General features: G+C 57.1%; 22 protein-coding genes. 11 read left to right on the top strand and 11 right to left on the bottom strand.

What is annotated here, in order from left to right:
* The 3 genes from K5Y33_RS11830 to K5Y33_RS11820 all read right to left on the bottom strand — a co-directional run bounded on the left by K5Y33_RS11830 (nucleotide 1) and on the right by K5Y33_RS11820 (nucleotide 3,166).
* Nucleotides 1-1,002 (bottom strand): ABC transporter permease, encoded by a 1,002-nt coding sequence (locus K5Y33_RS11830; RefSeq protein ID WP_222234041.1) that lies wholly within the window; start codon nucleotides 1,000-1,002, stop codon nucleotides 1-3.
* Nucleotides 1,003-1,020: 18 nt separating this feature from the next.
* Nucleotides 1,021-1,767: an ATP-binding cassette domain-containing protein gene (locus tag K5Y33_RS11825; RefSeq protein WP_222234336.1), complete on the bottom strand. Its 747-nt coding sequence runs from the start codon at nucleotides 1,765-1,767 to the stop codon at nucleotides 1,021-1,023.
* A 370-nt stretch (nucleotides 1,768-2,137) separates the two neighbouring features.
* Nucleotides 2,138-3,166, bottom strand: coding sequence for a LacI family DNA-binding transcriptional regulator (locus K5Y33_RS11820; RefSeq protein WP_110867209.1), 1,029 nt, complete (start codon nucleotides 3,164-3,166; stop codon nucleotides 2,138-2,140).
* A 350-nt stretch (nucleotides 3,167-3,516) separates the two neighbouring features.
* On the opposite strand from K5Y33_RS11820, the gene K5Y33_RS11815 reads away from it, so the two are divergent.
* Entirely contained in the window at nucleotides 3,517-4,467 is a 951-nt protein-coding gene (locus tag K5Y33_RS11815) for a substrate-binding domain-containing protein (protein WP_110867210.1), read from the top strand.
* 4 nt (nucleotides 4,468-4,471) lie between these two features.
* On the opposite strand, the gene K5Y33_RS11810 is transcribed toward K5Y33_RS11815, so the two are convergent.
* Nucleotides 4,472-5,341, bottom strand: coding sequence for a PfkB family carbohydrate kinase (locus K5Y33_RS11810; RefSeq protein WP_222234040.1), 870 nt, complete (start codon nucleotides 5,339-5,341; stop codon nucleotides 4,472-4,474).
* A 28-nt stretch (nucleotides 5,342-5,369) separates the two neighbouring features.
* On the opposite strand from K5Y33_RS11810, the gene K5Y33_RS11805 reads away from it, so the two are divergent.
* From K5Y33_RS11805 to K5Y33_RS11775, 7 genes are read left to right on the top strand one after another with little or no spacing between them, the layout of a single operon-like run.
* Entirely contained in the window at nucleotides 5,370-6,215 is an 846-nt protein-coding gene (locus K5Y33_RS11805; protein ID WP_222234039.1) for a BtpA/SgcQ family protein, read from the top strand.
* Nucleotides 6,215-6,874: a TenA family protein gene (locus tag K5Y33_RS11800; protein ID WP_101761366.1), complete on the top strand. Its 660-nt coding sequence runs from the start codon at nucleotides 6,215-6,217 to the stop codon at nucleotides 6,872-6,874. Before K5Y33_RS11805 ends, K5Y33_RS11800 begins: the two co-directional genes overlap by 1 nt.
* A complete protein-coding gene (locus K5Y33_RS11795; RefSeq protein WP_101761367.1) occupies nucleotides 6,871-7,638 on the top strand; it encodes an ATP-binding cassette domain-containing protein in 768 nt (255 codons plus the stop codon). Before K5Y33_RS11800 ends, K5Y33_RS11795 begins: the two co-directional genes overlap by 4 nt.
* Nucleotides 7,639-7,669: 31 nt before the next feature.
* Entirely contained in the window at nucleotides 7,670-8,641 is a 972-nt protein-coding gene (locus K5Y33_RS11790) for an autoinducer 2 ABC transporter substrate-binding protein (RefSeq protein WP_101761368.1), read from the top strand.
* A gap of 11 nt (nucleotides 8,642-8,652) precedes the next feature.
* Entirely contained in the window at nucleotides 8,653-9,594 is a 942-nt protein-coding gene (locus tag K5Y33_RS11785) for an ABC transporter permease (RefSeq protein ID WP_222234038.1), read from the top strand.
* Nucleotides 9,591-10,535 carry an ABC transporter permease gene (locus K5Y33_RS11780; RefSeq protein WP_222234037.1) on the top strand — a complete coding sequence of 315 codons (945 nt, stop codon included), beginning with the start codon at nucleotides 9,591-9,593 and terminating at the stop codon, nucleotides 10,533-10,535. Before K5Y33_RS11785 ends, K5Y33_RS11780 begins: the two co-directional genes overlap by 4 nt.
* A gap of 3 nt (nucleotides 10,536-10,538) precedes the next feature.
* Entirely contained in the window at nucleotides 10,539-11,861 is a 1,323-nt protein-coding gene (locus K5Y33_RS11775; RefSeq protein ID WP_222234036.1) for a M20 family metallopeptidase, read from the top strand.
* 37 nt (nucleotides 11,862-11,898) lie between these two features.
* Here the strand turns inward: K5Y33_RS11775 and K5Y33_RS11770 are convergent, their stop codons facing one another.
* Together K5Y33_RS11770 and K5Y33_RS11765 are read right to left on the bottom strand one after the other, a co-directional pair.
* Nucleotides 11,899-12,975, bottom strand: coding sequence for an LLM class flavin-dependent oxidoreductase (locus K5Y33_RS11770; RefSeq protein ID WP_222234035.1), 1,077 nt, complete (start codon nucleotides 12,973-12,975; stop codon nucleotides 11,899-11,901).
* Complete coding sequence (locus tag K5Y33_RS11765; RefSeq protein WP_222234034.1) at nucleotides 12,972-14,120, bottom strand: acyl-CoA dehydrogenase family protein; 1,149 nt, start codon at nucleotides 14,118-14,120, stop codon at nucleotides 12,972-12,974. Before K5Y33_RS11765 ends, K5Y33_RS11770 begins: the two co-directional genes overlap by 4 nt.
* A gap of 200 nt (nucleotides 14,121-14,320) precedes the next feature.
* On the opposite strand from K5Y33_RS11765, the gene K5Y33_RS11760 reads away from it, so the two are divergent.
* On the top strand, nucleotides 14,321-15,379 hold the full coding sequence (locus K5Y33_RS11760) for an ABC transporter substrate-binding protein (RefSeq protein WP_222234033.1): 1,059 nt from the start codon (nucleotides 14,321-14,323) through the stop codon (nucleotides 15,377-15,379).
* Between the two features lie 65 nt (nucleotides 15,380-15,444).
* Here the strand turns inward: K5Y33_RS11760 and K5Y33_RS11755 are convergent, their stop codons facing one another.
* From K5Y33_RS11755 to K5Y33_RS11745, 3 genes are all read right to left on the bottom strand, one after another.
* Nucleotides 15,445-16,494 carry a PLP-dependent cysteine synthase family protein gene (locus K5Y33_RS11755; RefSeq protein ID WP_222234032.1) on the bottom strand — a complete coding sequence of 350 codons (1,050 nt, stop codon included), beginning with the start codon at nucleotides 16,492-16,494 and terminating at the stop codon, nucleotides 15,445-15,447.
* Nucleotides 16,495-16,605: 111 nt separating this feature from the next.
* Nucleotides 16,606-17,613 carry an ABC transporter permease gene (locus tag K5Y33_RS11750; RefSeq protein ID WP_222234031.1) on the bottom strand — a complete coding sequence of 336 codons (1,008 nt, stop codon included), beginning with the start codon at nucleotides 17,611-17,613 and terminating at the stop codon, nucleotides 16,606-16,608.
* Nucleotides 17,614-17,623: 10 nt separating this feature from the next.
* Nucleotides 17,624-18,697: an ABC transporter substrate-binding protein gene (locus K5Y33_RS11745; protein WP_222234030.1), complete on the bottom strand. Its 1,074-nt coding sequence runs from the start codon at nucleotides 18,695-18,697 to the stop codon at nucleotides 17,624-17,626.
* 194 nt (nucleotides 18,698-18,891) lie between these two features.
* On the opposite strand from K5Y33_RS11745, the gene K5Y33_RS11740 reads away from it, so the two are divergent.
* Nucleotides 18,892-19,668 carry an ABC transporter ATP-binding protein gene (locus tag K5Y33_RS11740; RefSeq protein WP_222234029.1) on the top strand — a complete coding sequence of 259 codons (777 nt, stop codon included), beginning with the start codon at nucleotides 18,892-18,894 and terminating at the stop codon, nucleotides 19,666-19,668.
* A 33-nt stretch (nucleotides 19,669-19,701) separates the two neighbouring features.
* On the opposite strand, the gene eptA is transcribed toward K5Y33_RS11740, so the two are convergent.
* Entirely contained in the window at nucleotides 19,702-21,345 is a 1,644-nt protein-coding gene (eptA, locus tag K5Y33_RS11735) for a phosphoethanolamine transferase EptA (RefSeq protein WP_222234028.1), read from the bottom strand.
* A gap of 89 nt (nucleotides 21,346-21,434) precedes the next feature.
* A complete protein-coding gene (locus tag K5Y33_RS11730) occupies nucleotides 21,435-22,349 on the bottom strand; it encodes a LysR family transcriptional regulator (RefSeq protein ID WP_222234027.1) in 915 nt (304 codons plus the stop codon).
* Nucleotides 22,350-22,513: 164 nt separating this feature from the next.
* Between K5Y33_RS11730 and K5Y33_RS11725 the strand changes: the two genes are divergently transcribed.
* Nucleotides 22,514-23,026, top strand: coding sequence for an SRPBCC domain-containing protein (locus tag K5Y33_RS11725; RefSeq protein WP_222234335.1), 513 nt, complete (start codon nucleotides 22,514-22,516; stop codon nucleotides 23,024-23,026).
* Nucleotides 23,027-23,070 lie beyond the last annotated feature (44 nt).

The following is a 23,070-nucleotide window of genomic DNA, read 5'->3' as shown; positions in this document are numbered from 1 at the left end:
CTATCCTTTTGCCGGTGTGCGAGTGGGATTGAGAATGCGGGTGTTAAGCCAGATGGCGAGCAGAATGATGGTGCCGGTTGCGATTTGCGTATAGAACGGCGAGATGTGCGACAGGATCAGCCCGTTCTGGATAATCGCAATCGACAGCGCGCCCAGCAGCGTACCGATAATGGTGCCGAAGCCGCCAAACAGGCTGGTGCTGCCGAGCACCACGGCGGCGATCACCTGCAACTCAAAGCCTTCGCCCTGATTGGATGAGCCGCTGCCGAGACGCGCGGTGATAATCATCCCGGCCAGCGCCGCCGCCATGCCGCTGATAATGTAGACCTTCATGGTGACCGATTTAGTATTGATGCCGCTGCGACGCGCGCCTTCGGCATTCGAACCAATCGCCGTCACGTAGCGACCAAAGCGCATGTGGTTGAGCACAATATGCCCGGCGAACAGCACAACAATGCCAATCAGCGCCGGCATCGGAATGCCCAGCACCCATGCGCGGCCCATAAAGGTAAACAGACTGTCGGCCGGCACCGGAATCGAATAACCCTGAGTGACCAGCAGCGCGATCCCACGCACCACGGCCAAGGTAGCCAGGGTGACGATAAACGCCGGAATCCCCTCAAAGGCGATAAAGAAGCCGTTGATGGCGCCAACCAATCCGCCCAGCAGCAGTCCGCCAATTAACACCACCGGCCACGGCAATCCCCAGTTATTCAGCGCGATAGCCGAAAGCGCGCCGACCAGCGCCAGCGTTGAACCCACCGATAAATCAATGCCGCCGGTGGTGATCACCAGCGTCATCGCGGTGGCGACGATCAGTAGCGGGGCGCTTTGGCGAATGATGTTCAGCCAGTTGTTGCTGGAGAGAAAATTGCTGGTGATCAGCGAAAACACCACGCAGCAAAAGATGAAAAACAGCGCAATGCTTACCACGCCCGAATGGTTGTGCAACAGGCGACGCGGTAGCGAATGCTGGATCATGCGCGAACTGCTTAAATTCATGATGCTCATCCCGTTACCTCAGTGTGCAGCCGCTGAGTGAGCGGTAAATTTCTCACCCACGATCAAATTAACGATATCGCTTAAGCTGGTATCCGCCACGCGCCGGTCCGCCACGTTGGTGCCTTCGTACATCACCATGATGCGATCGCACACCAGGAACAGATCCTGCAGGCGATGGGTGATGAGGATAACGCTGACGCCGCGCGCCGAGACGCGGCGAATCAACTCCAGCACTGCTTCCACTTCTGCCACCGCTAAGGCAGCGGTCGGTTCATCCATGATCAGCACTTTCGGTTCGAAGGCGGCGGCGCGCGCAATGGCAATAGCCTGGCGTTGTCCGCCTGACAAATTGCGCACCAGCAAGCGCGTATCCGGAATCGAAATGCCCAAACCTTTCAGCATCTCGCGCGCTTCGGCGTGCATTTTTGCCTGATCGAGAAAGGGAATGCCGAGCAAGCTTTTCATCGGCTCGCGTCCCATAAACAGATTGCCGGCGACATCCACCGTGTCGCATAGCGACAGATCCTGATAGACCATTTCAATATGGCAGCGGCGCGAATCGGCCGGATTGGTGAAGTGTTGCTGTTCACCGTCAACGCGAATGGTGCCGCTGGTGGGCACCACCGCGCCGGAGAGCACTTTGGTCAGCGTCGATTTACCCGCGCCGTTGTCGCCGACTAAGCCCAGCACTTCGCCCGGTGCCAGTTGCAGATTGACGCCGCGTAGGGATCGTATCGAACCGTAAGTTTTGGTGATGTTAATCATCTCTACCCGCGCTGGGGTAGCATGAGGCTGCTGCATCTGAACACTCCCAATCGGTTGCCGGGAACTTGGCCTGTTAGCGCAGCAATGCTTTAACTAACACGATTTACCCTCTAGTAAACCGGTTTACCTGTCAGTTAAAACACTGGCCGCACTTCCAGAGCCATGGGTTACAACGATATTTGTTTGCCGCTGGAAACGTTGCAGCTTCTGTGCCAGGTTAGAATTTAGTCAGTTTGGCCTGCATCAAACGCGAGAAGATTCAGCAGGTTAAAATTTTATTGTTCAGTAAACCGGTTTACCTCGAAGTACTGAACTTCACTTCATTGATCAACTTTTGCGCCAAGGCTGTGCAATTTTGCGCCACGATGGATCAGGGTAGGCGGATTTGAATCGAATCGCGTCCCACCCATTCAACGGGTAAGCGTGTTTCCAGCGGGATATTCACGTCGTTATTCAGCAGGCGCAGCATGATGTCCACGGCGGTATAACCCAGTTCGCGCGCGGGTTGGCGGATGGTGGAGATGCGCGGCTGCGTCAGGTCGGTGTAGTTGGCATCATCAAAGCCGACCAGCGAAAGGGCATCCGGTGCCTGCAAGCCGCTGGCGCGTAAACCGTCCAGCAATCCCAGCACCAGATAATCGCTGGCCGCAAACACTGCGGAAGGGCGCGGCGACTGGCTGAACAGCCGCTGCAAAGCCTGCTGACCGAACTCGCGCTCGTAGTTGCCGTACATCACCCATTCTGCAGGCACCGATAAACCGGCCTGCTTCATGGCGGTGCAGAAGCCGAGATAACGTTCGCGCACGCTCATCAACTGTTCCGGGCCACCGATAAAGGCGATGTGGCGATGTCCGGCGGCGATCAGCTGTTCGGTGGCGATGCGTCCGCCCTGCACGTTGTCGGCAAACACTTTCGGCACGCTGCTGCCGGGAATATCTTCATCAAGCAACACAATATGCTGATGGCGCTGAATCTCTTTACGCAACAAACCGTTATCCGGTCGGTTGGTGGTGAACAGCAGGCCATCAACCTGACGCGTATCCAGCCAGCGAATGAACTGCGCTTCTTTGTCGGGATTGTTGCGGGTGATGCACAGCACCAAACTGTAACCGCGCGCCGACGCCGCCTCTTCTGCGGCATCAGCCAGTTCGGCAAAGAAGGAGTTGGTGATATCGGGCAGCACCAAACCCAGGGTTTCGCTGCCGCCTTTGCTCAGGCGTCGCGCCAGGCTGTTGCCGCGATAATCGAGCTGGCGAATCGCCGCTTCGATGCGGTCAATTGTCTCCTGCGGCAACACGATACTGTGATTCATATAGCGAGAGACCGTGGCTTTAGAGAGCCCGGCTAATTGTGCCACGTCGGATAACAACACGCGTTTTGAATTCATGTTCCTCGCCATTATTACATCGGGATCATCGTGTGGTGGTTACAAGGTCGCCATGAATGGCGACCTTACGCGTTAATCATTACACATCGCCAACCAAATAAACACTTGACAAAAATATTTACTCAGCGAATTGTATGCACAGTTTACCGCATTACCGGGAATCACTTCCCAAACCGACTTAAGTTATTTCACCAGGTATTCCTAGCGGATGGGTTACCGAAACAAACTTAAGCAGGTCGCTATAAAAACACTGCACTTATGCAGTGTGTATATCACGTCATCGATATTTGCCCGCCAAAAATAATCTCAGTGTCTTAACGCTGGGAAACGCTGATTATTATTTATTCCCGACGAGGAACACCATGATGTTATCTTTCACCGGAAAACTGCGTTCATTGGTTTTGGCTTCCACCTTAATTACTGCGGGTTCATTTTTCTCGCTGGCGCAGGCTGCGCCGACGTATGCGTTGGTGCAAATTAATCAGCAGGCGCTGTTCTTTAATCTGATGAATCAGGGCGCACAGGAAGCCGCAAAAGCCAGCGGAAAAGATCTGGTTATCTTTAACGCCACCGATAATCCAGTGGCGCAGAACGATGCAATTGAAAACTATATTCAGCAAGGCGTGAAAGGTATTTTGGTTGATGCCATTGACGTCAACGGCATTATGCCCGCCATTAAAGAAGCCGCAGCGGCTAACATTCCGGTCATCGCCATTGATGCTGTATTACCGGCCGGTCCACAAGCAGCGCAGGTTGGCGTAGATAATCTCGAAGGCGGCAAAATCCTCGGTAAATATTTCGTCGATTACGTAGCGAAAGAGATGGGCGGCAAAGCGCGTCTCGGCATTGTTGGTGCATTGAACTCGGCTATTCAGAACCAGCGTCAGAAAGGCTTCGAAGAGACTATCAAAACCAACAGCAAAATCACCGTTGCCGATGTGGTAGATGGCCAGAATATTCAGGACAACGCCATGACGGCCGCAGAAAATCTGATCACTGGCAATCCTGATTTAACCGCAATTTACGCCACCGGCGAACCGGCACTGCTGGGTGCGATTGCGGCGGTCGAAAACCAGGGCCGCCAGAAAGATATCAAAGTATTTGGCTGGGATCTGACGGCCAAAGCCATCAGCGGGATCGATGGCGGCTACGTCACCGCCGTATTGCAGCAGGATCCGAAAAAGATGGGTGAAGAGGCGCTGAAAGCTCTCAACGCGCTCTCTGAAGGCAAAACGGTGAACAAAACTATTCTGGTGCCGGCCACCGTGGTCACCAAAGCGAACGTCGACAGTTACCGTTCGCTGTTTAAGTAACCGATCACTCGCTGCGCGTAGCCAGCAGCGCAGCGAGTTCCTGTTGTGTGGGGAATGCGTTAACGGTGCCGGTACGACTCACGGTAATAGCGGCGGCCTGGCTGGCATGCTGCAGGGCAAGCGCATCGGGCTCCACTTCGCGTAACAGCGAGGAGGCGAGCAGCACGGCGAGGAAGGTATCGCCCGCGCCAGTGCTGTCCACCGCGTTTACCGCCGCTGCCGGACAGAAGTGGCGCTCGGTTTCGGTGATCAACCACGCGCCTTGTGCGCCTTGGGTGATCACTAAGGTGCTGACGCCAGCCGGTTGCAGCCGCTCAGCTTCCAGCTGGTTAACCACCGCGATATCCACTAGCGGCCAGAGTTGGGCGAAATCAGCATTGACCGGCGAAGGATTAAAGACCGTTTTCATGCCGTTGGCTTTTGCCCAGATAAAAAGAACACGGGTTTTCTCAACCGAGAAGTTGCCCTGTTGCAGCATTATATCGCCTTTCTTTGCATCGGCTAAATAAGGCAGCATCTGTTCGACGGTTAATGCATCTGCCGCAGCGGTGGTAGTAATAATGGCGTTATCGCCATCGCTGCTGTTAAGAATAATTGAGGAGTCGCTGTGTGGTGAAGAATATTGAGTGGGAAATAGCTTAACCGGCTCATGCGCTATTTTCTCACGCAGCCATTGTCCGTTACTGTCGTGACCGATTGCGGCAATTAATCGTGTATCGAGACCACAGCGTGCAATAACAATCGCCTGATTCGCGCCTTTACCGCCAATATCCTGCGAGGTTTTTACGCCGTGGATCGATGCGCCTTTTTGCGGCAGATCGCCAATCGACCAGGTTTCATCAACAACAATATTCCCTGCAACATAAATTTGCATAATGGTTCTCGTTAATAAGGTGGAGAAGATGGTTTCTATATCAGCAGGAAAAACCAGCGCAATACAAGATATTTTTTCCAGAAAGAAAACAGTGATTGGCGTAGTGCATTGTGATGCTTTTCCGGGTGCACCTAAATATCGCGGTAAACCGCTCTCAGCTATTATTGAGCGCGCACTGCGTGATGCCGATAATTATATTTCCGGTGGCGTGCATGGGTTAATTATCGAAAACCACGGCGATATTCCGTTTGCCAAACCAGACGATATTGGGCCGGAAACTGCCGCTTTTATGGCGGTGATCACCGAAAAGATCCGCGAGCGTTTTGGCGTGCCGTTGGGCATTAACGTATTGGCGAACGCCGCGATTCCCGCCTTTGCCACCGCTTTAGCCGGCGGCGCGGATTTTGTGCGCGTCAATCAGTGGGCCAACGCCTATATCGCCAACGAAGGCTTTATTGAAGGTGCGGCGGCGAAAGCGCTGCGCTACCGCAGCCAGCTGCGCGCTGAACACATTCGCGTGTTTGCCGACAGCCACGTCAAACACGGCAGCCACGCGATTGTGGCTGATCGCTCGATTCAGGAGCTGACGCGCGACGTCGATTTCTTTGAAGCCGATGCGGTGATCGCCACCGGGCAACGCACCGGCGACAGCGCCACGCTGGATGAGATCGACGAAATCCGCGCCGCCACCGAGCTGCCGCTGCTGGTCGGTTCCGGCGTCACGCCTGCCAACGTCTGCCAGATTCTTGGTCGTACTCAAGGCGTGATCGTCGCCAGCACCCTGAAATTTGATGGCGTGTGGTGGAATGAGGTCGAGCTGGAACGCGTGAAGCACTTTATGTCCGTGGCGCAAGCGGCGCTGGAGGAGGCGTAATGAACAGCTTCACTGACCAGCTTTTACAGCAGCACCACACGCTGTGGCAGGCGATGCAGCAGCATCCGTTTGTGCTGGATATCGAGCGCAATCAGCTGCCCGACGCGGTATTCAATCGCTATCTGGTATTCGAAGGCAACTTTGTCGCCACCGCCATCAACATCTTCGCGCTGGCGGTAAGCAAAGCGCCGGATATCCGTCAGCAGCGCTGGTTAATCGGCGTGCTGAATGCGCTGGTGGACACGCAAATCGCCTGGTTTGAAGCGGTGCTGGCGCGCCGCAATATTAACCCACTGGATTACCCCGACGATCTGCCCGGCGTCACCGCCTTCCGCGATGGCATGTTTAACGTGGCAAAGCAGGGCAGTTTCGTCGAGATCCTCACGCTGATGTTTGGTGCCGAGTGGATGTATTACCACTGGTGCGCGCGCGTCAGTGCCCAGCCGCTGCTGGATGACGACATTCGCCATTGGGTCGATATGCATGCCGAAGAGGAGTTTCACCAGCAGGCGAGGTGGCTGAAAGCTGAGCTGGATCGCGCCGCGTTGGCATTGACGCAAGAGGAGAAGCAGCGCTTATCCAATCTCTACGCGCAGGTGCTGCAGTGGGAAATCGATTTCCACAGCGCCGCCTATCTCAGCAGCGGGGAGGCGAGATGAGCAGCTGTTTTATTGAAGCGCGCAACATTTGCAAACGTTTTGGCGCCTTAACCGCCCTCAATCAGGTCAATCTCAGCATCCATCGCGGTGAAGTACTGGCGCTGTTGGGGGATAACGGCGCGGGCAAATCCACCTTTACCAAAGTGTTGTCGGGCGCCTACAGCGCCAGCGACGGCGAATTGTGGATCGATGGCAAAGCGGTGAAATTCACCTCGCCGCGCCAGGCATCTGAACACGGCATCGCCACCATTTATCAGGAGCTGGCGCTGGCGGAGAACCTCAGCATCGCGGAAAACGTATTTCTTGGCCGTGAGCTCAAGCGGCGCGTGCTGGGCATTCCGTTTTTGCGTCGCCGGGAAATGCGCGAGCAGGTCGATCAGCTGTTAAAGGATCTCGACGCGCATATCTCCGATGCCGAAGCCTCGGTTGGCAGCCTCTCGGGCGGACAGCGCCAGGCGGTGGCGATCTGTCGTGCGCTCAACCTCAACGCGCAGCTGGTGATCATGGATGAACCGACCGCCGCGCTGGCGGTGGCTGAAACGCAGAAGGTGTTACAGCTCACCCGCAAACTCGCCGCACGCGGCTGCGCGGTGGTGCTGATCAGCCACAACATCAGCGACGTGTTCGCGGTGGCCGATCGCATGGTGGTGTTCCGCCGGGGGCGAAAAATTGCTGAGCGCCGTCACGCCGAAACCTCGCCCGATGAAATCGTTTCATTAATTACCGGTGCGCATCCCGATGCGCGCGCCTTTGAGAATCAGTAATTGTTGTGCCATTAACCCAGGGGAAATAAAGATGCGTCGAATTACCACTGCAGTCTGTTCTCTCTCATTACTGTTTTCAGGTTATGCCCTCGCCGCCGAGAAAGTGGCCTTTGTGCCGCAGATCATCGGTATTCCCTATTTTCAGGCGATGGAAGCGGGCGGTAAACGTGCGGCCAGCGATCTGGGCGTCGAGTTCGTTTACAGCGGTCCGGTGGATACCAATCCCATGGATCAATTGCAGATTGTGCAGAACCTGATCGCGCAGAAAGTGAATGCGATTGGCATCAGCGTGCTCGATGCCTCAAGCATCGCGCCGGTGTTGGCGCAGGCGAAAGCCAACAATGTGCATCTGTTTACCAGCGACAGCGACGCGCCCGACAGCGGACGCCCGGTTTATGTGGCGCAGGCCACCGATCAGGGTTTGGGTGACACCATCATTGATGAGATGGTCAAGCGCGTCGGCGATCACGGCAAAATCGGCATCGTCTCCGGCGAAGCCACCGCCTCCAACCTCAACAGCTGGATTGGCTTTATGCAGCAGCGGGTGAAGAGCAAATATCCCCATATCACCTTGCTGAAACCGCAATATGCCGGCGGTTCCGCCAGCCGCGCGGCGCAGATCGCCACCGATTTGATGTCGGCGAATCCGGATATCAAAGGCCTGATCGCTATGGCCTCCACCACTTGCCCTGGCGTGGCACAGGCGATTGAGACCGCAGGCAAAAATGGCAAAGTGATCGGCAGCGGTTTCTGCAGCCCTAACACCGCGCGCGCCTACCTGAAAAGCGGCGCCTTTGGTTACACCGTGTTGTGGGATCCGGAGAAGCTCGGTTATCTCACCGTTTGGGCAGGCAAACAGCTGATTGATGGCAAAGCCTTCAGCGCGGAAAACCGCGTGCCGGGCTTCGCCGAAGCGGTGAAGTTTGACAGCAAAACCGGCGTGCTGCTGCTCGGTTCGCCAGCGGTATTCACCAAAGAGAATGTCGATCAGTTCAAATTCTAACGGGGCTTCGCATGCACATGACTTCACGGGAGATCGCCTTGCTGGCGATTGCCCTGTTAGCCATCGCCGGTTTTTCCTGGTTTTCACCCTGGTTCGCCACCGTCGATAACCTGCTCACTATTCTGCGCAACAGCAGTGAACTGTTGTTGATTGCGCTGGGAATGACGCTGGTGATCGCCATGGGCGGCGTGGATGTCTCGGTGGGCGTGGTGATGGGCGTTGCCGCATGGGGCGTCGGCCAGCTGTTGCTGCTGCAATCGCCGTGGCTGGCAGCAATGGCCGGTCCGCTGCTCGGTTTGCTGCTGGGTATGATGACCGCGCTGGTGGTGGTGATAGGCCGCATTCCGGCAATTGTTGGCACGCTTGGTCTGTTCGGCGTGTGGCGCACCGGGCTGTTTGCGCTGCTGGGCGGACAGTGGTTATCCGGGTTGCCCGGCAGCTTAACCAGCGGCCTGATGCATCCGCTGCTGGGTTTACCGGTGATGGCGTGGGTCATCGTGCTGGTGTGGGCGAGCGTCTGGCTGGTGTTACGTCACACGCCGTACGGTTTGTGGCTGCTGGCGGCGGGCAACTCAGAGGAGAGAGCGCGGCTGGCGGGCATTCCGGTCACTCAGGTGCGCATCGCGACCTTTATGATCAGCGGCCTGCTGTGCGGCATCGCCGCTACCTGTTACATCGCTACCTATCGCAACGTCGAAATGACGGTCGGCGGCAGTCTGGCGCTGGAAGCCATCGCGGCGGTGGTGCTCGGCGGGACGCGCATTACCGGCGGTGCCTGCAGTTTGTTGGGCACGCTGCTCGGCGTGTTGCTGCTGCGCATTCTGCAAAACGGCTTATTGCTGGTGGGCATTCCGTCGCTGTGGCAAACCGTGGTCACCGGCGCGGTGCTGCTCATCGTTCTGAGCAGTGAAGCGGCAAGCGGTCGCGTTTTTGCCTTCAGGAGGATCGCATGAGGTTGTGGCGCAAATCTCCCGACCTGACGCTGCTCAGCGCGCTGTGGCTGCTGCTGGCCATCGGCATTGTGCTGGTGCTGCCGCAGATGCTGGCTGCCTGGTCAATCACCTCGATTTTGCAGTTCGCGACCTTGCTGTCGCTGGTGGCGCTCGGCCAATCGTTGGTGGTGATGAGCGGCGGCGGCGGTATCGATCTCTCGGTGGGCGGCAACGTTTCGCTCTCGGCGGTGATCGGCATGCTGGCGCTCAATCAGGGCATCAATCCGCTTTGGCTGCCGCCGATCTGCCTGATCACCGGCACGCTGGCAGGCGCGATTAACGGCTGGCTGATCGCGCAGCTGCGTCTCTGGCCGTTGATTGTCACGCTCGGCAGCTTCTACTTGTTTTCCGGTCTGGCGCTGGCGCTAACCGGCGGCGCCGCCGTCGCCGGCGTGCCTGCGCAACTGACGCAATGGGGACGCGGCGCGCAGTTCTTTATTCCTTTGCCGTTTCTCACCTGCGTGATTCCGGCATTCCTCATCGCCTGGCTGATTCTCAGCAAAAGTGCATGGGGCAAATGGATCTACGCCTGTGGTTTCAACGAACACGCCACGCGGCTGGTCGGCATTCCGGTCGATCGCCTGCGCTTTCTCGCGTACTGCCTGAGCGGCTTGCTGGCGGGCTGCGCGGGATTCGTTTCGCTCAGTTGGCTGGGCAGCGCGCGCCCGGAAATCGGCGTCAATCTGGAGCTCGAATCCCTTACCGCGGCTCTGCTCGGCGGCGTGGCGATCTTTGGCGGACGCGGCAGCGTAATCGGCGTGTTAGCCGCCGCGCTGATGCTGGTCACCCTCAAAACCTGCATGTTGCAGCTGGGATTGAACAGCGTCTGGCAACTCGGCGTGGTGGGCATTCTGTTGATTATCGTATTGATGGCACAACGACTATTTATCTATCGGAGATAACTAATGAATCTGACTGAACAAATCAGCGCGCACGTTGAGGCGAGCGCCGAACGCATCGCCAACACGCTGTGCGATCTGCTGGCGTTTCCCTCGATCGTCAAAGTTGATCCGCGCGAAGCTGGGCCGGGCGAGCGCGATTGCCAGCGCTATCTGCAGCAGCGTCTGGAATCGTTGGGCATGGAAACCGATCTGTGGGATCCGGATGGTCCGGCGCTCTACGCCAAGTATCAGGGCCGACCGGGCGCCAATAAAGGCCGCACCTTTGAAGGTCGTCCCAATCTCGGCGGCACGTTAACCGGCGCGGGCGGCGGCAAATCGCTGATGCTGACTGGTCATATCGACGTGGTGCCGCCGGGGCCGCCGGAACATTGGCTCACCGATCCCTTTGTGCCGGAGATCAAAAACGCAGCGGTGTACGGTCGCGGCGCGGTGGATATGAAAGGCGGCGTGGCCTGCATGTTGATGGCGGTCGAGCTGTTGCAGGATCTCAACATTCGTCTGGCGGGCGACGTGGTGTTTACCACGGTGGTGGATGAAGAGATCGGCGGCATGGGATCGCTGGCGATGGTCGATCGCGGATTCAGAGCCGATGCGGGCATCATGACGGAACCGACCGCCAACCGCATCTCGCCAATCTGCCACGGCATTTTGTGGGGTCGCATTATTCTCGACGGCATCGGCGGCCACGCGGAGCTGACGCCCAACAGCTGGGACAGCAGCGGCCCGGTGGATGCGGTGACGCTGTGCCGCCAGATGCTCGATGGCCTGGATGTGCTGAATCGCCGCTGGCAAACGCAGCCGAGCAAAAACCATCCGCTGATGGAATTACCAAACCAGATTATCGTTACGCAGCTGAAAGTGGGTGAACATCCGGCCTCGATTGCGGGCCGCGCCGAGATTGTGATTGATGTGCAATATCTGCCGGGCGAGAAGGATGAGATGGGGCTGGGCGGACACGTCAAAAAAGAGATTGAGGCGCACGTTGCTAAAGTCTGTGCGTTAGATCCTTATCTGGCGCAACATCCGGCCAAAGTGGAATGGATTCTGGATGCCGATTGCGCCGAAATCGAAGCGGATCACCCGTTTGTCACCACCTTCCAGCAGAGCGTCAGTGATGCGGCACTGAATCCGCAACTGGCCGGATTCGGCGCGCACAGCGACATTGGTTTGCCGAGCACATTAGGGCAGACGCCAACGGTGAACTTTGGACCGGGCGATCCGGCGATGTCGCATCAACCCAACGAGCATGTGCCAATCGCCGATCTGGTAGCCTGCACCAAAGCCATAGCATTGACGTTAGTGCGCTGGTGCGGCGTCGCATCTTAATCCGCAATGGCGCAATAAATTGCGCGCCATTGGCCTTCTACGCCGCCGCGGCCGCTAACGTCTTCACCCGCTCACGGATACGCGGCAACAAATGTTGTCCGTAATCGGTGGCATCGCGCAGCTGATCAAATCCACGGAACAGGAACGTGGTGATGCCGAGCTTGTAATACTCCAGCGCGGCATCGGCCACGGTATCCGCTGAACCCACCAGCGCGGTGGAATTGCCCGCCGCGCCGGACAGCGCCGCAATCTCCGTCCACAGGCAGCTATCGTATACTTTGCGTGCGGTGGCGAGCTGATACAGTCGCTGCGATCCGGTATTGCTATCAGGCTGAATCGCCTTGCCGCCAATGTTGGCCTGCGCATCCCGCAGCAGTCGATTGGCGCGCGCCCAGGCTTGTTCATCGCTATCGCCGAGAATCGGGCGCAGCGACAGGCTGAAACGAATATGCTTATCGCGGCCATATTTCTTCGCTGCCGCGCGCACTTGCTCAATTCTCGCTTTCACCTGCTCCAGCGGTTCGCCCCACATCATATACACGTCGGCGTGACGTGCGGCGATATCGATGGCGGCTTCTGAAGCACCGGAGAAATAGACCGGCACGCGCGGCTGCTGCCAGGGTTTAACCTCGGTGAGATTATCTCCCACCTGGTAAAACTTGCCGTCATAGCGGAACGGCGTACGTGATTCCCACGTCAGTTTCATGATGTCGAGATACTCGCCGGTGCGCGCGTAACGCTCATCTTTGCTAAGGAAATCGCCGTCGCGCTGCAAATCGCCGCTGTCGCCGCCGGTGATCACATTGATGGCCGCGCGTCCCTGGCTGAGCTGATCGAGCGTGGCAAACTGGCGGGCGGCAAAAGTCGGTGCCTGAAAGCCGGGTCGATGCGCCACCAGCAAGCCCAATTTTTCGGTAAAAGCCGCCACATAACTGGCGATGATCATCGAATCCGGCGCGCGGGTATTCACCGCCAGCAGCACCTTGTCAAAACCGGCGTACTCCTGCGCGTGGGAAAAGGCTTTGATAAACGGCACATCGACAGTCGGCCCATGCGCCGCCAGCGATTCGCTGCTCTCCTGCGCCCCAACCAGACCAATAAATTCCAGCGTCATGATGTACTCCTCTCAGCAGAAAGGGCGGATTTGCCCACGGAAGTGAAAATGACGTCGTCCTGCGGCGTATGTATGCGGCCGCAAAGCACGTTACGCAGGTGACGTTGTAACGGATGGTGGCGCGTCAGCGCGTGGTTGCCAATGCTTTCCACCATCAGCTGCACGCTGCGAATGGCGTTTTCGATTACCACCTGTTTGATTTGTGCGGCATGTCCGCTGGCGACGTGGCCTTGGGCGGCGCTGCTTAGCATAGTTTGACTGGTAAACAGCAGCGTATCGATGCGGCCCACCAGCTCCTGGAAGCGCGGCAATGATGCCAGCGGTGCGCCAAGATTGGCCGGCACGCGCTGCTGCAAAAAGCCGATAAACCAGTCGCGCGCGCTGTGCGCAATGGCGTCATACAGCGAACCGAGCAGCACCGCCATCCACAGCGATTCCTCTTCGTTGAGGCCGGGTCGCGGCGTGCTCCACGGCGCGACGTTGACCGCGTGATCGAGCGGGATCAGCACCTCGTCCAGCACCACACGATGGCTACAGGTGCCGCGCATGCCGAGGTGATCCCACTCATCAATAATGTGGATGCCGGGCGCGTTGGCCGGCACCAGATAGCCGCCGACCAGCGGATCGGCATCGTCGCTGCTGGCCCACACCAGAAACCAGCTCAGTCCATAGCTGCCGGTGGAGTAAATCTTCTCGCCGCTGATGCGCCAGCCTTCAGCGGTGCGGCGTGCGCGGGTGGCGGGCAATCCGCCGCGCGCGGGCGTGCCTAATTCGGGTTCGACGCGCAGCGCGTTAATCAGCGCACCGTCGCGAATCACGCTCTCCGCCACCCTGCGGCGCACCGCTTCTGACCAGTTTGAACTGTCGTCGAGGCGACGCGTGTTGAGATACTGCATGATGAGGATCAGCGCCGCAGAAGGTTCGCCGCGCGCCACGGCCTGGATAATCGCCTGGCTTGCCAGCAGATCGCCGCCGCTGCCGCCCGACGCCGTCGGCAATACAAAATGCAGCAAGCCATGCTGCTGCAACACGCTAAAAGCGGTTTTGGGAAATTCGCCGCTGCGATCAACCTCTTCAGCGTCTTTTTCTAAGGCCTGAATAATCACCGGCAATATTTCAGCCAGAAAGGGCGGGTTATTTGCCATGCGTTATTAATCCCCTTATTAAATCAGGCTTAATTGTTTCCTGTTCTGCCACCGCTGTAAAAGCAATAAACCGGCTATATACATGCGGAATCGGCATAATTCTGCCGCCGGTGGAAGTGTTAATTTGCAATGGCTGTTTCTGCGCGAGCCATTAATTAGGGTCAACACCTTCACCTGCATTTATTTTTGGGAGTCATTTAATGCCAAATAATTATTTAGTTTCCCGTCGGCATTTTCTGGGATATTCCGCCGCATCGGCGATGGCGGCAACGTTACCGGGCCGCGTGTTTGCCGACGATCATATGGCGGGCATGCAGATGCCCGGCGATTTACTGCAAGATGGCCCCGGAAAATGGGCGCTGGCGAAGCCAACGCATGTGCGTCTGGCGGTCAATCTCAACGCCATCTGCCTTGCGCCGGTAGTGGTGGCCGATCAGCATAACTTCTTTAAAGCGCACAACCTTGAAGTGGAGTTCGTTAACTTCGGCAACTCCACCGAACTGCTGCTGGAATCCATCGCCACCGGCAAAGCCGAAGCTGCCATCGGCATGGCGCTGCGCTGGCTGAAAGCGCTGGAGCAGGGCTTTGACGTCAAACTCACCGCCGGCACGCACGGCGGCTGTATGCGCCTGCTGGCGCGCGATGGCGGGCCGACCACGCTGGAGCAGCTGAAAGGCAAAACCATTGGCGTCACCGACATGGCGGGCGCGGATAAAAACTTCTTCTCGCTGATGCTGAAAAAGCACGGCGTCGATCCCAATACCGATGTCGACTGGCGCGTGTTCCCGCAGGATTTGCTGCCGATGGTGCTGGAGAAGGGCGAGATTCAGGCCGCCAGCGGTTCCGATCCGGTGATGTGGCGCTTAACCCAGAAGCCGGGCTACCGCGAGATTGGCACCAACTTAATGGACGAGTACGCCAGACTGAGTTGCTGTGTGGTGGGCACGCGCGGCAGTTTGATTCGCGAACAGCCGGAAGTGGCGGCAGCGATCACCCACGCGATTCTGCAAGCGCATGCTTATGCGGCCAAACACCCGGAAGCGATTGGCAGCGAATTTAACGGCCAGGCGCTCAACACCACGCCGCAGGAGATCGCCAGCGTGCTGAAAACCCATACGCACGGACACTATTCGGTGGGGAACGCGTTTGTGAATGAGATCGACGTGTATGCGCGTGATTTAAAGGCGATCAACGTGTTACGACCGGAAACCGATCCGCTGTTGTTTGCTAAGGGGATTACCAGCAACGTGCTGGTTTAAATTGAAATCGCGCCGCTACGAATACATGCATGACTCTGTAGCGGCGCGATTTATCGCGCATTATTTCAGGCGATTTTCCTGGAGGTTTGCACGGCGCTCGCCAGCTTCAGCGATTCGGCTGGTACCTGATGCGCGAACAGCTGGGTGGTTAAATAACTGCTGCCGCCATCGGCCAGCAACACCACAATGCGCTTGCCGCGGTTCTCCGGTCGCGCTGCAACCTGTTGGGCCGCCCACAACACTGCCCCGGAGGAATCCCCCACCAGCACGCCCTCGCTCAGCGCCAGCTGCCGCGCCGCTGTATACGCCTGCCAGGTTTCCACCGCGATCACTTCATCGTAAACGCGGTGATCGAGATTGGCAGGAATACGCTCAGGCGTCTGGTTGCTGAACGCATGCACGCCGGTAATTTCCAGTGGATCCGGCCGCAGTTCGCTCGGCTGTGAACCCACGCCCGGCTCGACGGCGATCACCTGTAATCCCGGATGCTGCTGTTTGAGATAGCGTCCGGTGCCGGAGAGCGTGCCGCCGGTGCCGACGGCGGCGATAAAGATATCCAGCTCGCCGCCGCTGTCGCGCCAGATCTCCGGCCCGGTGGTGCGCTCATGCACCGCCGGATTGGCCGGATTATCCAGCTGCAGCAGGAAGTGCACTTCCGGTTCCGCTGCGGTGACCAGCTCGGCCAGCCATTTGGTGGCGGCGACGAAATCGCCGTTGCTGGCATCGTAAAACGCTTTGAACCCTTCAATGGTGCTGAACGGCACCACTTCGGCACCGTACGCCTGAATAATCTGGCTGCGTTCGATGCTAACGAAATCATTGATATAGACGCGGAACTTGTAGCCTTTCGCCGCCGCAATCGCCGCTAACCCAATGCCGGTGTTGCCGCTGGTGGTTTCAACCAGCGTATCGCCGGGCTGAATAATGCCGTTGCGTTCGGCGGCTTCAATCATGCTGAGGGCGATGCGATCTTTCACGCTGTGATTGGGATTAAACAGTTCGAGTTTGGCGACCAAATCGGCCTGAATATCGTGTTGCTGTGCGTAGCGAGACAGGCGCAGCAGCGGCGTGTTGCCAATCAGTTCAGTGATAGAAGCAGAAATTTTTGCAGCCATAATCGACCTCATAAATAGATGAGATGAGCCTGAATGATTGCGCGATCAATCGCGCCGCTACGGATGGGTGCACATACCGGATCGGCGCAATTCATTACGCAATGTATGTCGTTACCATTTCACCGCGCTGCGCTGCCATGACAACAGGCGATCGCGCACCAGGAACAGCAGGGAGATCAGCGAAGAGAACAGCAGCGCCATAACAATCAGCGCGGCGTACATATTGGCGTAAGCCGCCCAGCCTTGCGCCCACTGCAGATACCAGCCGAGCCCGGATTTCACGCCCATCATCTCCGCCGCCACCAGCACCGAGAACGAGGCGCCCAAACCCATAAACAGGCCGACAAACAAGTGCGGCAGCGCTGCCGGCACCGCCACGCGCATCACGAGGAACAGCGAATTGGCACCGAGCGTGCGCGCCACATCGTAATAACGCGTATCAACGCTGGAAACGCCCGACCAGGTTAGCACCGTCACCGGGAACCAGGTCGCCAGCGCAATCAGAAATACCGCCGCCGAGAAGCTTGACGGGAAGAAGTAGAGCGACAGCGGCAGCAGCGCGGTAGAGGGCACCGGGCCAAGGAAACGCAGAATCGGATGCACCCAATAACCCAAGCCGCGCGACCAGCCTATCGCTACGCCGGTAATAAAGCCGACCACGCTGCCGTAGATAAAGCCGAAGGCCAGCAGACGCAGCGAATTGAGCACGCTATCCAGCAGACGCGGCCAGTCGGTGGCATAGGCTTCGACCAGCGCACGCGGCGGGGCGAAAAACGGCGCGGGCAGCAGCGCCAGTTTGCCAGTAACGGTTTCCCACAAGCCGATCAGCAGCGCCAGCACAATCAGCCACGGACCGCTGCGTTTGAGCGGCGCAAGTAGTGTCAGCCGTGGGAACAGACCCGAGGCAATCGCCAGCCCGGTGAGAAGCAGCGCGATGGCGGCAAACAGCTCGTGCGTTTCATTGACAAAGCGCGGGGCGGCAAAACCCTGCGGCTTATCCGGCACCGCCACCATCAGCGCGACCAGCGCCCACCACAGCAGGAGCGCACCCCACACCGCCGGTTGAAGGCGGCGCGGCACATCACGGTTGCGGGCAATCGTCAGGGTAACACTGGCCATTCTCGTCTCCTTAGCTGGACATGTTGCTCATGTGCGCCATGTTGCTGGCGTGCTGATGGGCGGATTCCGCTGGCAGCAGCTCCGGCACATAGTGTTCGGCGAAGCGCTGCGCATCGGTATCCGGGCGAATCACATTGATTTTCTTCAGCTCATCGATATACACCGCCACCTCTTTGCGCAGCTGCACGCCGGTGGAGTGATGGCTGTGAGTATGTTCTTTCAGCATCGCGGCGATATCCTCCACCGCGACGGAGCCGGGCACAAACGGCTGGAAGATTTTCGCCGTCTCTTCCGGATGTTCGGCGGTCCACTGCTGCGCATCGACAATCGCCTGGGTGATAGCGCGCGCGGTGGCGGGATCGTCGCGCACCAGCGAGCCGCGCAGGCCCAGCACGCAGCAGGTGAGGTTGGCGTATTCGCCTTTCAGGTTATTATCGACTTCCACCAGATCGTGCTGCTTCTTCAGCAGCCAGCCCTGCGGATCGTCGGTGGCCAGCGCCTGCACTTCGCCTTTGCGCAGCGCTTCGCCGAACAGGTCGGGCGGATATTGCAGCCAGTTGACTTGCTTATCGGGATCGATGCCCTGTTTCGCCAGCTGAATGGCGAAGAAGTTACGAATCGGGCTGGCCTGATCGCTCACCGCCACCGATTTGCCCACCAAATCTTTCACATCGCGGATGCCGCTGTTCTGCGGCGCGAGTAAACGCATGCAGCCGCCGTGCGTGCCGACGGTGAGATCCACATCAAAACCCTGCTCCAGCGGTTTCAGCCAGCGCAGCGCCATGCCGATGCCGCCATCGGCCTGGCCGGTGGCAATTGCCTGTAAGAGCGCATCGGTGGGGCCGCTGAAGTTCACCGGCTCAACATTCAAGCCGTACTTTTTAAAGAAGCCTTGCTTCAGTGCCACCGAAATCGGTGACTGACACACTGCGGTTTGCCCCCAGGCCAGCTTGATGGTTTTGAGGGATTTTTCGTCGGCAAACACGTTGCTGCTCAGCAACGGATTCACCGCCATGCCGGCACTAAAGAGACCCAGCCCGCGTAATAACGCGCGGCGGCTCAGAGAGAATTGTTGCAATGCCATCCTGTCTTCCTTGTAGATAAAGTTCACAGGCACTATGGCAAAGGCAATTAGCGCGACCAAATAACAATCCCGCATGACATCATGCAGTTTTTCATTATGAATATTTGCGGATAGGTTTGCCGAAATGGCTATTTCGATGTGGGAAAGGCGAGGCTTATGCTTTATTTCTTAGCAAATCAAGCAGGAGCGAAAATATGGCTACCACTTCGGCGGGCGTTAATATTGCGATTGAGAAGGTGAATCATCACTTCACCTTAGAAGGCGAAGATTTACCGGTGCTGGAGAATATTAATTTGCAGGTAGAGGCCGGTGAATTTGTCGCGCTGCTGGGGCCGTCCGGCTGTGGCAAATCGACGCTGCTGCGTTTGCTGGCAGGCCTCGAACCGCCCGCCAGCGGGTTACTGGCGGAGGAGGGCAAAGCGATAACCGCGCCCGATCCGTCGCGCGTGGTGGTGTTTCAGGATCCCACGCTTTATCCGTGGCGCACCGTCTATGACAACGTCGGTCTCGGTTTGCAGATTCGTGGGGAGAGCCGGCCGGTGCGCGAACAGCGCATTAACGCGATGCTGGATCGCGTCGGCCTCAGGCAGTTTGCTCGCGCGTGGCCACATCAGCTTTCGGGCGGTATGGCGCAGCGTGCAGCGCTGGCTCGCGCGCTGGTTAACGTGCCGCGTTTGCTGATCCTCGATGAACCGCTCGGCAAGCTCGATTCCCTGACGCGATTGCGGATGCAGCAGGAGATTGTTGATCTGTGGCAGGAGCAGCAGTTCACCACGCTGATGGTGACGCACGATGTGGAAGAAGCGTTGGTAATGGCGAATCGCGTGGTGGTATTCAGCCCAAGACCGGCGAAAGTGGTGGATGTGATCGAGGTGGCTCTGTCGTGGCCGCGCCGTCGTGATGATCCGCAGCTGGTGGCGCTGCGCAGCAGGATATTGGATTTGTTGGGGGCGGATCGGGTAGCTGCGTGATGTGGGTCGCCATTCATGGCGACCTTCTGGCATTTAACTCTGCGTACCTCGGCAACCGGCCAAAATATCATCCGCAGGTTGATACTCGCTGGTTTGAATCCCCGTCAATCCCAGCACGGTGGAGAACAGATTATCCTGCGAATAACTCTGATGCGCCGCTTGTTTATCGACACAGCGTTTACTCACGCCATAACGCTGCTGGTAATCTGGTGACAGCCAAATCAGCATCGGCACATGTTTCTGCACATCCGGTGCAATCGCATACGGCATACCGTGCAAATAAGCGCCATTTTCCCCCAACGACTCACCGTGATCCGATAAATACACCAGGCTGGTGGTGTATTGATCCTGATGCGCCTTCAATACATTGATCGCCTTATCGACAATGTAATCAATATACAGAATGGTGTTGTCGTAGGTATTCACCAGCTGCTGTTGCGAACAATCCTGAATTTGATTGGTATCGCAGGTCGGCGTGAATTTTTTAAACTGCGGCGGATAACGGTTGTAATAGGTTGGGCCGTGACTGCCAATGGTATGCAGTACGATCACGCCGTTGCCTTTAAGGTTTTTAATAGAGTCCTCGATACCGTGAAATAATACCTCGTCATAACACTCCCCATCGTGACACATATTCGGCAGATTCAGACTGGTCATATCCTGATGCGGGACGCGATCGCAGGCACCTTTACAGCCGCCGTCATTGTCATTCCATAAAACCTGCACGCCGGCGCGCTGGATAATATCGAGCATACCTTCCTGATGTTCAGCAAGCTGATCGTCATAATGCGCGCGCGCCATATTCGAGAACATGCATGGCAACGAGACCGCAGTAGCGGTACCGCAGGATTGCGTATTAGGGAAATAAGAGACGTCATCTTTCGCCAGCAACGGCGTGGTTTCGCGACCATAACCATTAAGCTGGAAATTCACCGCGCGCGTGGTTTCACCCACCACCAAAATCGTCAGATTGCGCTTTGCACCCGCCAGCATCTGCGGCTTTTGTTTGGCATCTAAGCCAATTTTCACCAGCGGCAAATTGGCGGTGCGGCTGTGGTGATACCAGGAAAGTGTCGCCACAATGGAGTTCGACGGGCTGAGCGACTTGATCAGCTCTTTTTGGTTACGAAACAGCGAGGCGTAATCCTTATAAAAAAATGTCGCCACCAGGGCGATGCAGATGACCGACACCATAATTGACGCGGCGCGTTTGGCGATGTTTTTCCACAGCGGTTCGTTATGTTTAATCCGAATCCAGAATACCAAAAGGGCAGCGAGCAGGCCGCTGCCACCCAGCGTGATAATTAACTTAGGCGACAATAAAGCAAAGGACTCGGACGGTGTGGTATCCAGAATATTCACGATCATCGAGCGATCAATAACAATGCCGAAGGTCCAGATGAAATATTGCGCAGCCGCCGCCACTAATACGAACAGCGCAAGAATAAGCCGGTCAAGCCAAACAAAAGAGGCGATCGTGGCAATGATATTGATCACGCTAAAAGCCACCAGCGGCATCGAGACGAAGACGAATATCGTGCGCAGCGTATCGAGCGGCATCGCTGCAATTACCTGTCGATAAAAGGCAATATTCAGGAACACCGCAATATAAATGGAAAATAGCGAAATAAGAGTCAGCCGACTTAGCGTCGGTCTTTTGCGCAGCGAAAACGTCATTGGTCCATCCGTAATAGTGAAGATGGCGCCAGATTAAGAAATGAAGGTTAAGTGAACCTTAGGCTGAATCCTGTCAGGCAGATTTATCTTTAGACAGCATCATTGCGGCTGACCGTGGTGAACAATAATTCGCGCAACCAGCGATGTCCGGCATTGCGGTGCGTTCTTTCGTGCCACGCCACGGTTTTAGTGAAACCCTGAATCTCCAGCGGCGGCGCGAAGACTTTCAATCCCGCGTGATGCAGTGCCAGACGACGCGGCACCACGCTGATCAAATCGCTGACGCGCAATATCTCCGGCAGCACCAGAAAACTGCACACCGAAAGCGTGACGCGGCGCGAGCGTCCCATCGCGTTGAGTGCGGCATCGGTGACGCCATGAAAACTCCCGCCGAGATAAGACACCAGCGCGTGATCCTGCGCGCAGAAGTCGTCTAACGAGAGGGTTTCATGATTGGCCAGCGGATGATCGTCGCGCATCAGGCAAACATACCCTTCAGCGTACAACGCGCGGGCATGCAGTTCGGGCGGCGCGGTATCGGGCGTGATTAAGGCGATATCCACCGATCCGCGTTCGAACTGTAACGCCAACTGCTCATTGTTCACCGGCAACACCGCCACGCGAATCCCCGGCGCCTGCTGACGCAACGCCGCCATAAACGGCACGATCACCGCCCGCAGCGCGTAATCGGTAGCGGCAATGTTGATGGTCATCTCGGCGGTGGCCGGATCAAATTGCTTCGGCTGCAGCAGCGCACTCACTTCCGTCAAAATAGTTTTTACCGGCAGCGCCAGTTCCAGCGCGCGCAGCGTCGGTACAATGCCGCGTTGGGTGCGGGTAAACAGCGGATCGTCAAAGCATTCACGTAAACGCGTCAACATGCCGCTAACTGCGGGCTGCGTCAGCGATAAACGCTCCGCCGCACGCGTCACGCTGCGCTCATCGAGTAAGGCGTCGAGTGCTTTCAGTAAGTTGAGATCTAACGTGCGGAGATCGGTTTTCATGGTTTTCATCTTCAGCGGGGTTGCAGCAAGCATAGCGTGATGCAGATATCACAGTAAGTGATATCACAAATAAAAAATGGCGATTGGCCTTATGTCTTTGTCAGCCGGATACTGCATCTGTCCTTTAGCAACCCACTATTAACCTTGAGATTGACTCGATGAAAATGAACGCGATTAACTGGCCTGAAGGCTTTGTGCCGGGTTTTACTGATAATTATTGCTCGAATGAAGTGATCGTCGCTGGCCTGACAACCGCCGACATCTGGCCGCTGCTCAACACACCGGCATTGTGGCCAAGCTACTACCAGAACTCCGCCAACGCGCGCTTTTATGACCACAAAGGCCCCGAACTGGCGCAGGGCGTGCGTTTCTACTTTGAAACCTTCGGCTTCCCGGTTGAAGCACAGGTCACTGAATATGTAGCACCTGTAGCAGGCGAACCGGCGCGCGTTTCATGGCACGGCTGGGCGGGTGAACCGGGCAGCGACGATCGTCTGGACGTGCTGCATGCATGGTTGATCGAAGATCTTTCCGATAATCGCGTGCGCATCCTGACGCAGGAAACGCAAAACGGCAAACCCGCCGTCGAGCTGGCAAAAGCGCAGCCGAACCCGATGATTAATGGCCATCAGGATTGGCTGAGTGGTTTGGTGGCGGCAGTAAAAGCCCGCAAATGATGAACCAGAGCAACGCTAATGCATATTTTGTAGCGGCGCGATTT

The organism is Pantoea sp. DY-17, assembly GCF_019795975.1.
In the GTDB taxonomy this organism is placed as follows: Bacteria; Pseudomonadota; Gammaproteobacteria; order Enterobacterales; family Enterobacteriaceae; genus Pantoea; species Pantoea leporis.
This window is presented reverse-complemented; position numbering and strand designations above follow the sequence as displayed.

Excerpts from the sequence above, each read along its gene's own strand:
- K5Y33_RS11785 (WP_222234038.1), top strand. The coding sequence starts at position 8,653 with ATGCACATGACTTCACGGGAGATCGCCTTGCTGGCGATTGCCCTGTTA.
- K5Y33_RS11760 (WP_222234033.1), top strand. The coding sequence starts at position 14,321 with ATGCCAAATAATTATTTAGTTTCCCGTCGGCATTTTCTGGGATATTCC.
- K5Y33_RS11810 (WP_222234040.1), bottom strand. The coding sequence starts at position 5,341 with ATGCAAATTTATGTTGCAGGGAATATTGTTGTTGATGAAACCTGGTCG.
- eptA (WP_222234028.1), bottom strand. The coding sequence starts at position 21,345 with ATGACGTTTTCGCTGCGCAAAAGACCGACGCTAAGTCGGCTGACTCTT.
- K5Y33_RS11775 (WP_222234036.1), top strand. The coding sequence starts at position 10,539 with ATGAATCTGACTGAACAAATCAGCGCGCACGTTGAGGCGAGCGCCGAA.
- K5Y33_RS11770 (WP_222234035.1), bottom strand. The coding sequence starts at position 12,975 with ATGACGCTGGAATTTATTGGTCTGGTTGGGGCGCAGGAGAGCAGCGAA.
- K5Y33_RS11755 (WP_222234032.1), bottom strand. The coding sequence starts at position 16,494 with ATGGCTGCAAAAATTTCTGCTTCTATCACTGAACTGATTGGCAACACG.
- K5Y33_RS11725 (WP_222234335.1), top strand. The coding sequence starts at position 22,514 with ATGAACGCGATTAACTGGCCTGAAGGCTTTGTGCCGGGTTTTACTGAT.
- K5Y33_RS11795 (WP_101761367.1), top strand. The coding sequence starts at position 6,871 with ATGAGCAGCTGTTTTATTGAAGCGCGCAACATTTGCAAACGTTTTGGC.
- K5Y33_RS11740 (WP_222234029.1), top strand. The coding sequence starts at position 18,892 with ATGGCTACCACTTCGGCGGGCGTTAATATTGCGATTGAGAAGGTGAAT.
- K5Y33_RS11750 (WP_222234031.1), bottom strand. The coding sequence starts at position 17,613 with ATGGCCAGTGTTACCCTGACGATTGCCCGCAACCGTGATGTGCCGCGC.
- K5Y33_RS11825 (WP_222234336.1), bottom strand. The coding sequence starts at position 1,767 with ATGATTAACATCACCAAAACTTACGGTTCGATACGATCCCTACGCGGC.
- K5Y33_RS11820 (WP_110867209.1), bottom strand. The coding sequence starts at position 3,166 with ATGGCGAGGAACATGAATTCAAAACGCGTGTTGTTATCCGACGTGGCA.
- K5Y33_RS11730 (WP_222234027.1), bottom strand. The coding sequence starts at position 22,349 with ATGAAAACCGATCTCCGCACGTTAGATCTCAACTTACTGAAAGCACTC.
- K5Y33_RS11805 (WP_222234039.1), top strand. The coding sequence starts at position 5,370 with ATGGTTTCTATATCAGCAGGAAAAACCAGCGCAATACAAGATATTTTT.
- K5Y33_RS11765 (WP_222234034.1), bottom strand. The coding sequence starts at position 14,120 with ATGGCAAATAACCCGCCCTTTCTGGCTGAAATATTGCCGGTGATTATT.
- K5Y33_RS11815 (WP_110867210.1), top strand. The coding sequence starts at position 3,517 with ATGATGTTATCTTTCACCGGAAAACTGCGTTCATTGGTTTTGGCTTCC.
- K5Y33_RS11790 (WP_101761368.1), top strand. The coding sequence starts at position 7,670 with ATGCGTCGAATTACCACTGCAGTCTGTTCTCTCTCATTACTGTTTTCA.
- K5Y33_RS11780 (WP_222234037.1), top strand. The coding sequence starts at position 9,591 with ATGAGGTTGTGGCGCAAATCTCCCGACCTGACGCTGCTCAGCGCGCTG.
- K5Y33_RS11830 (WP_222234041.1), bottom strand. The coding sequence starts at position 1,002 with ATGAATTTAAGCAGTTCGCGCATGATCCAGCATTCGCTACCGCGTCGC.
- K5Y33_RS11800 (WP_101761366.1), top strand. The coding sequence starts at position 6,215 with ATGAACAGCTTCACTGACCAGCTTTTACAGCAGCACCACACGCTGTGG.
- K5Y33_RS11745 (WP_222234030.1), bottom strand. The coding sequence starts at position 18,697 with ATGGCATTGCAACAATTCTCTCTGAGCCGCCGCGCGTTATTACGCGGG.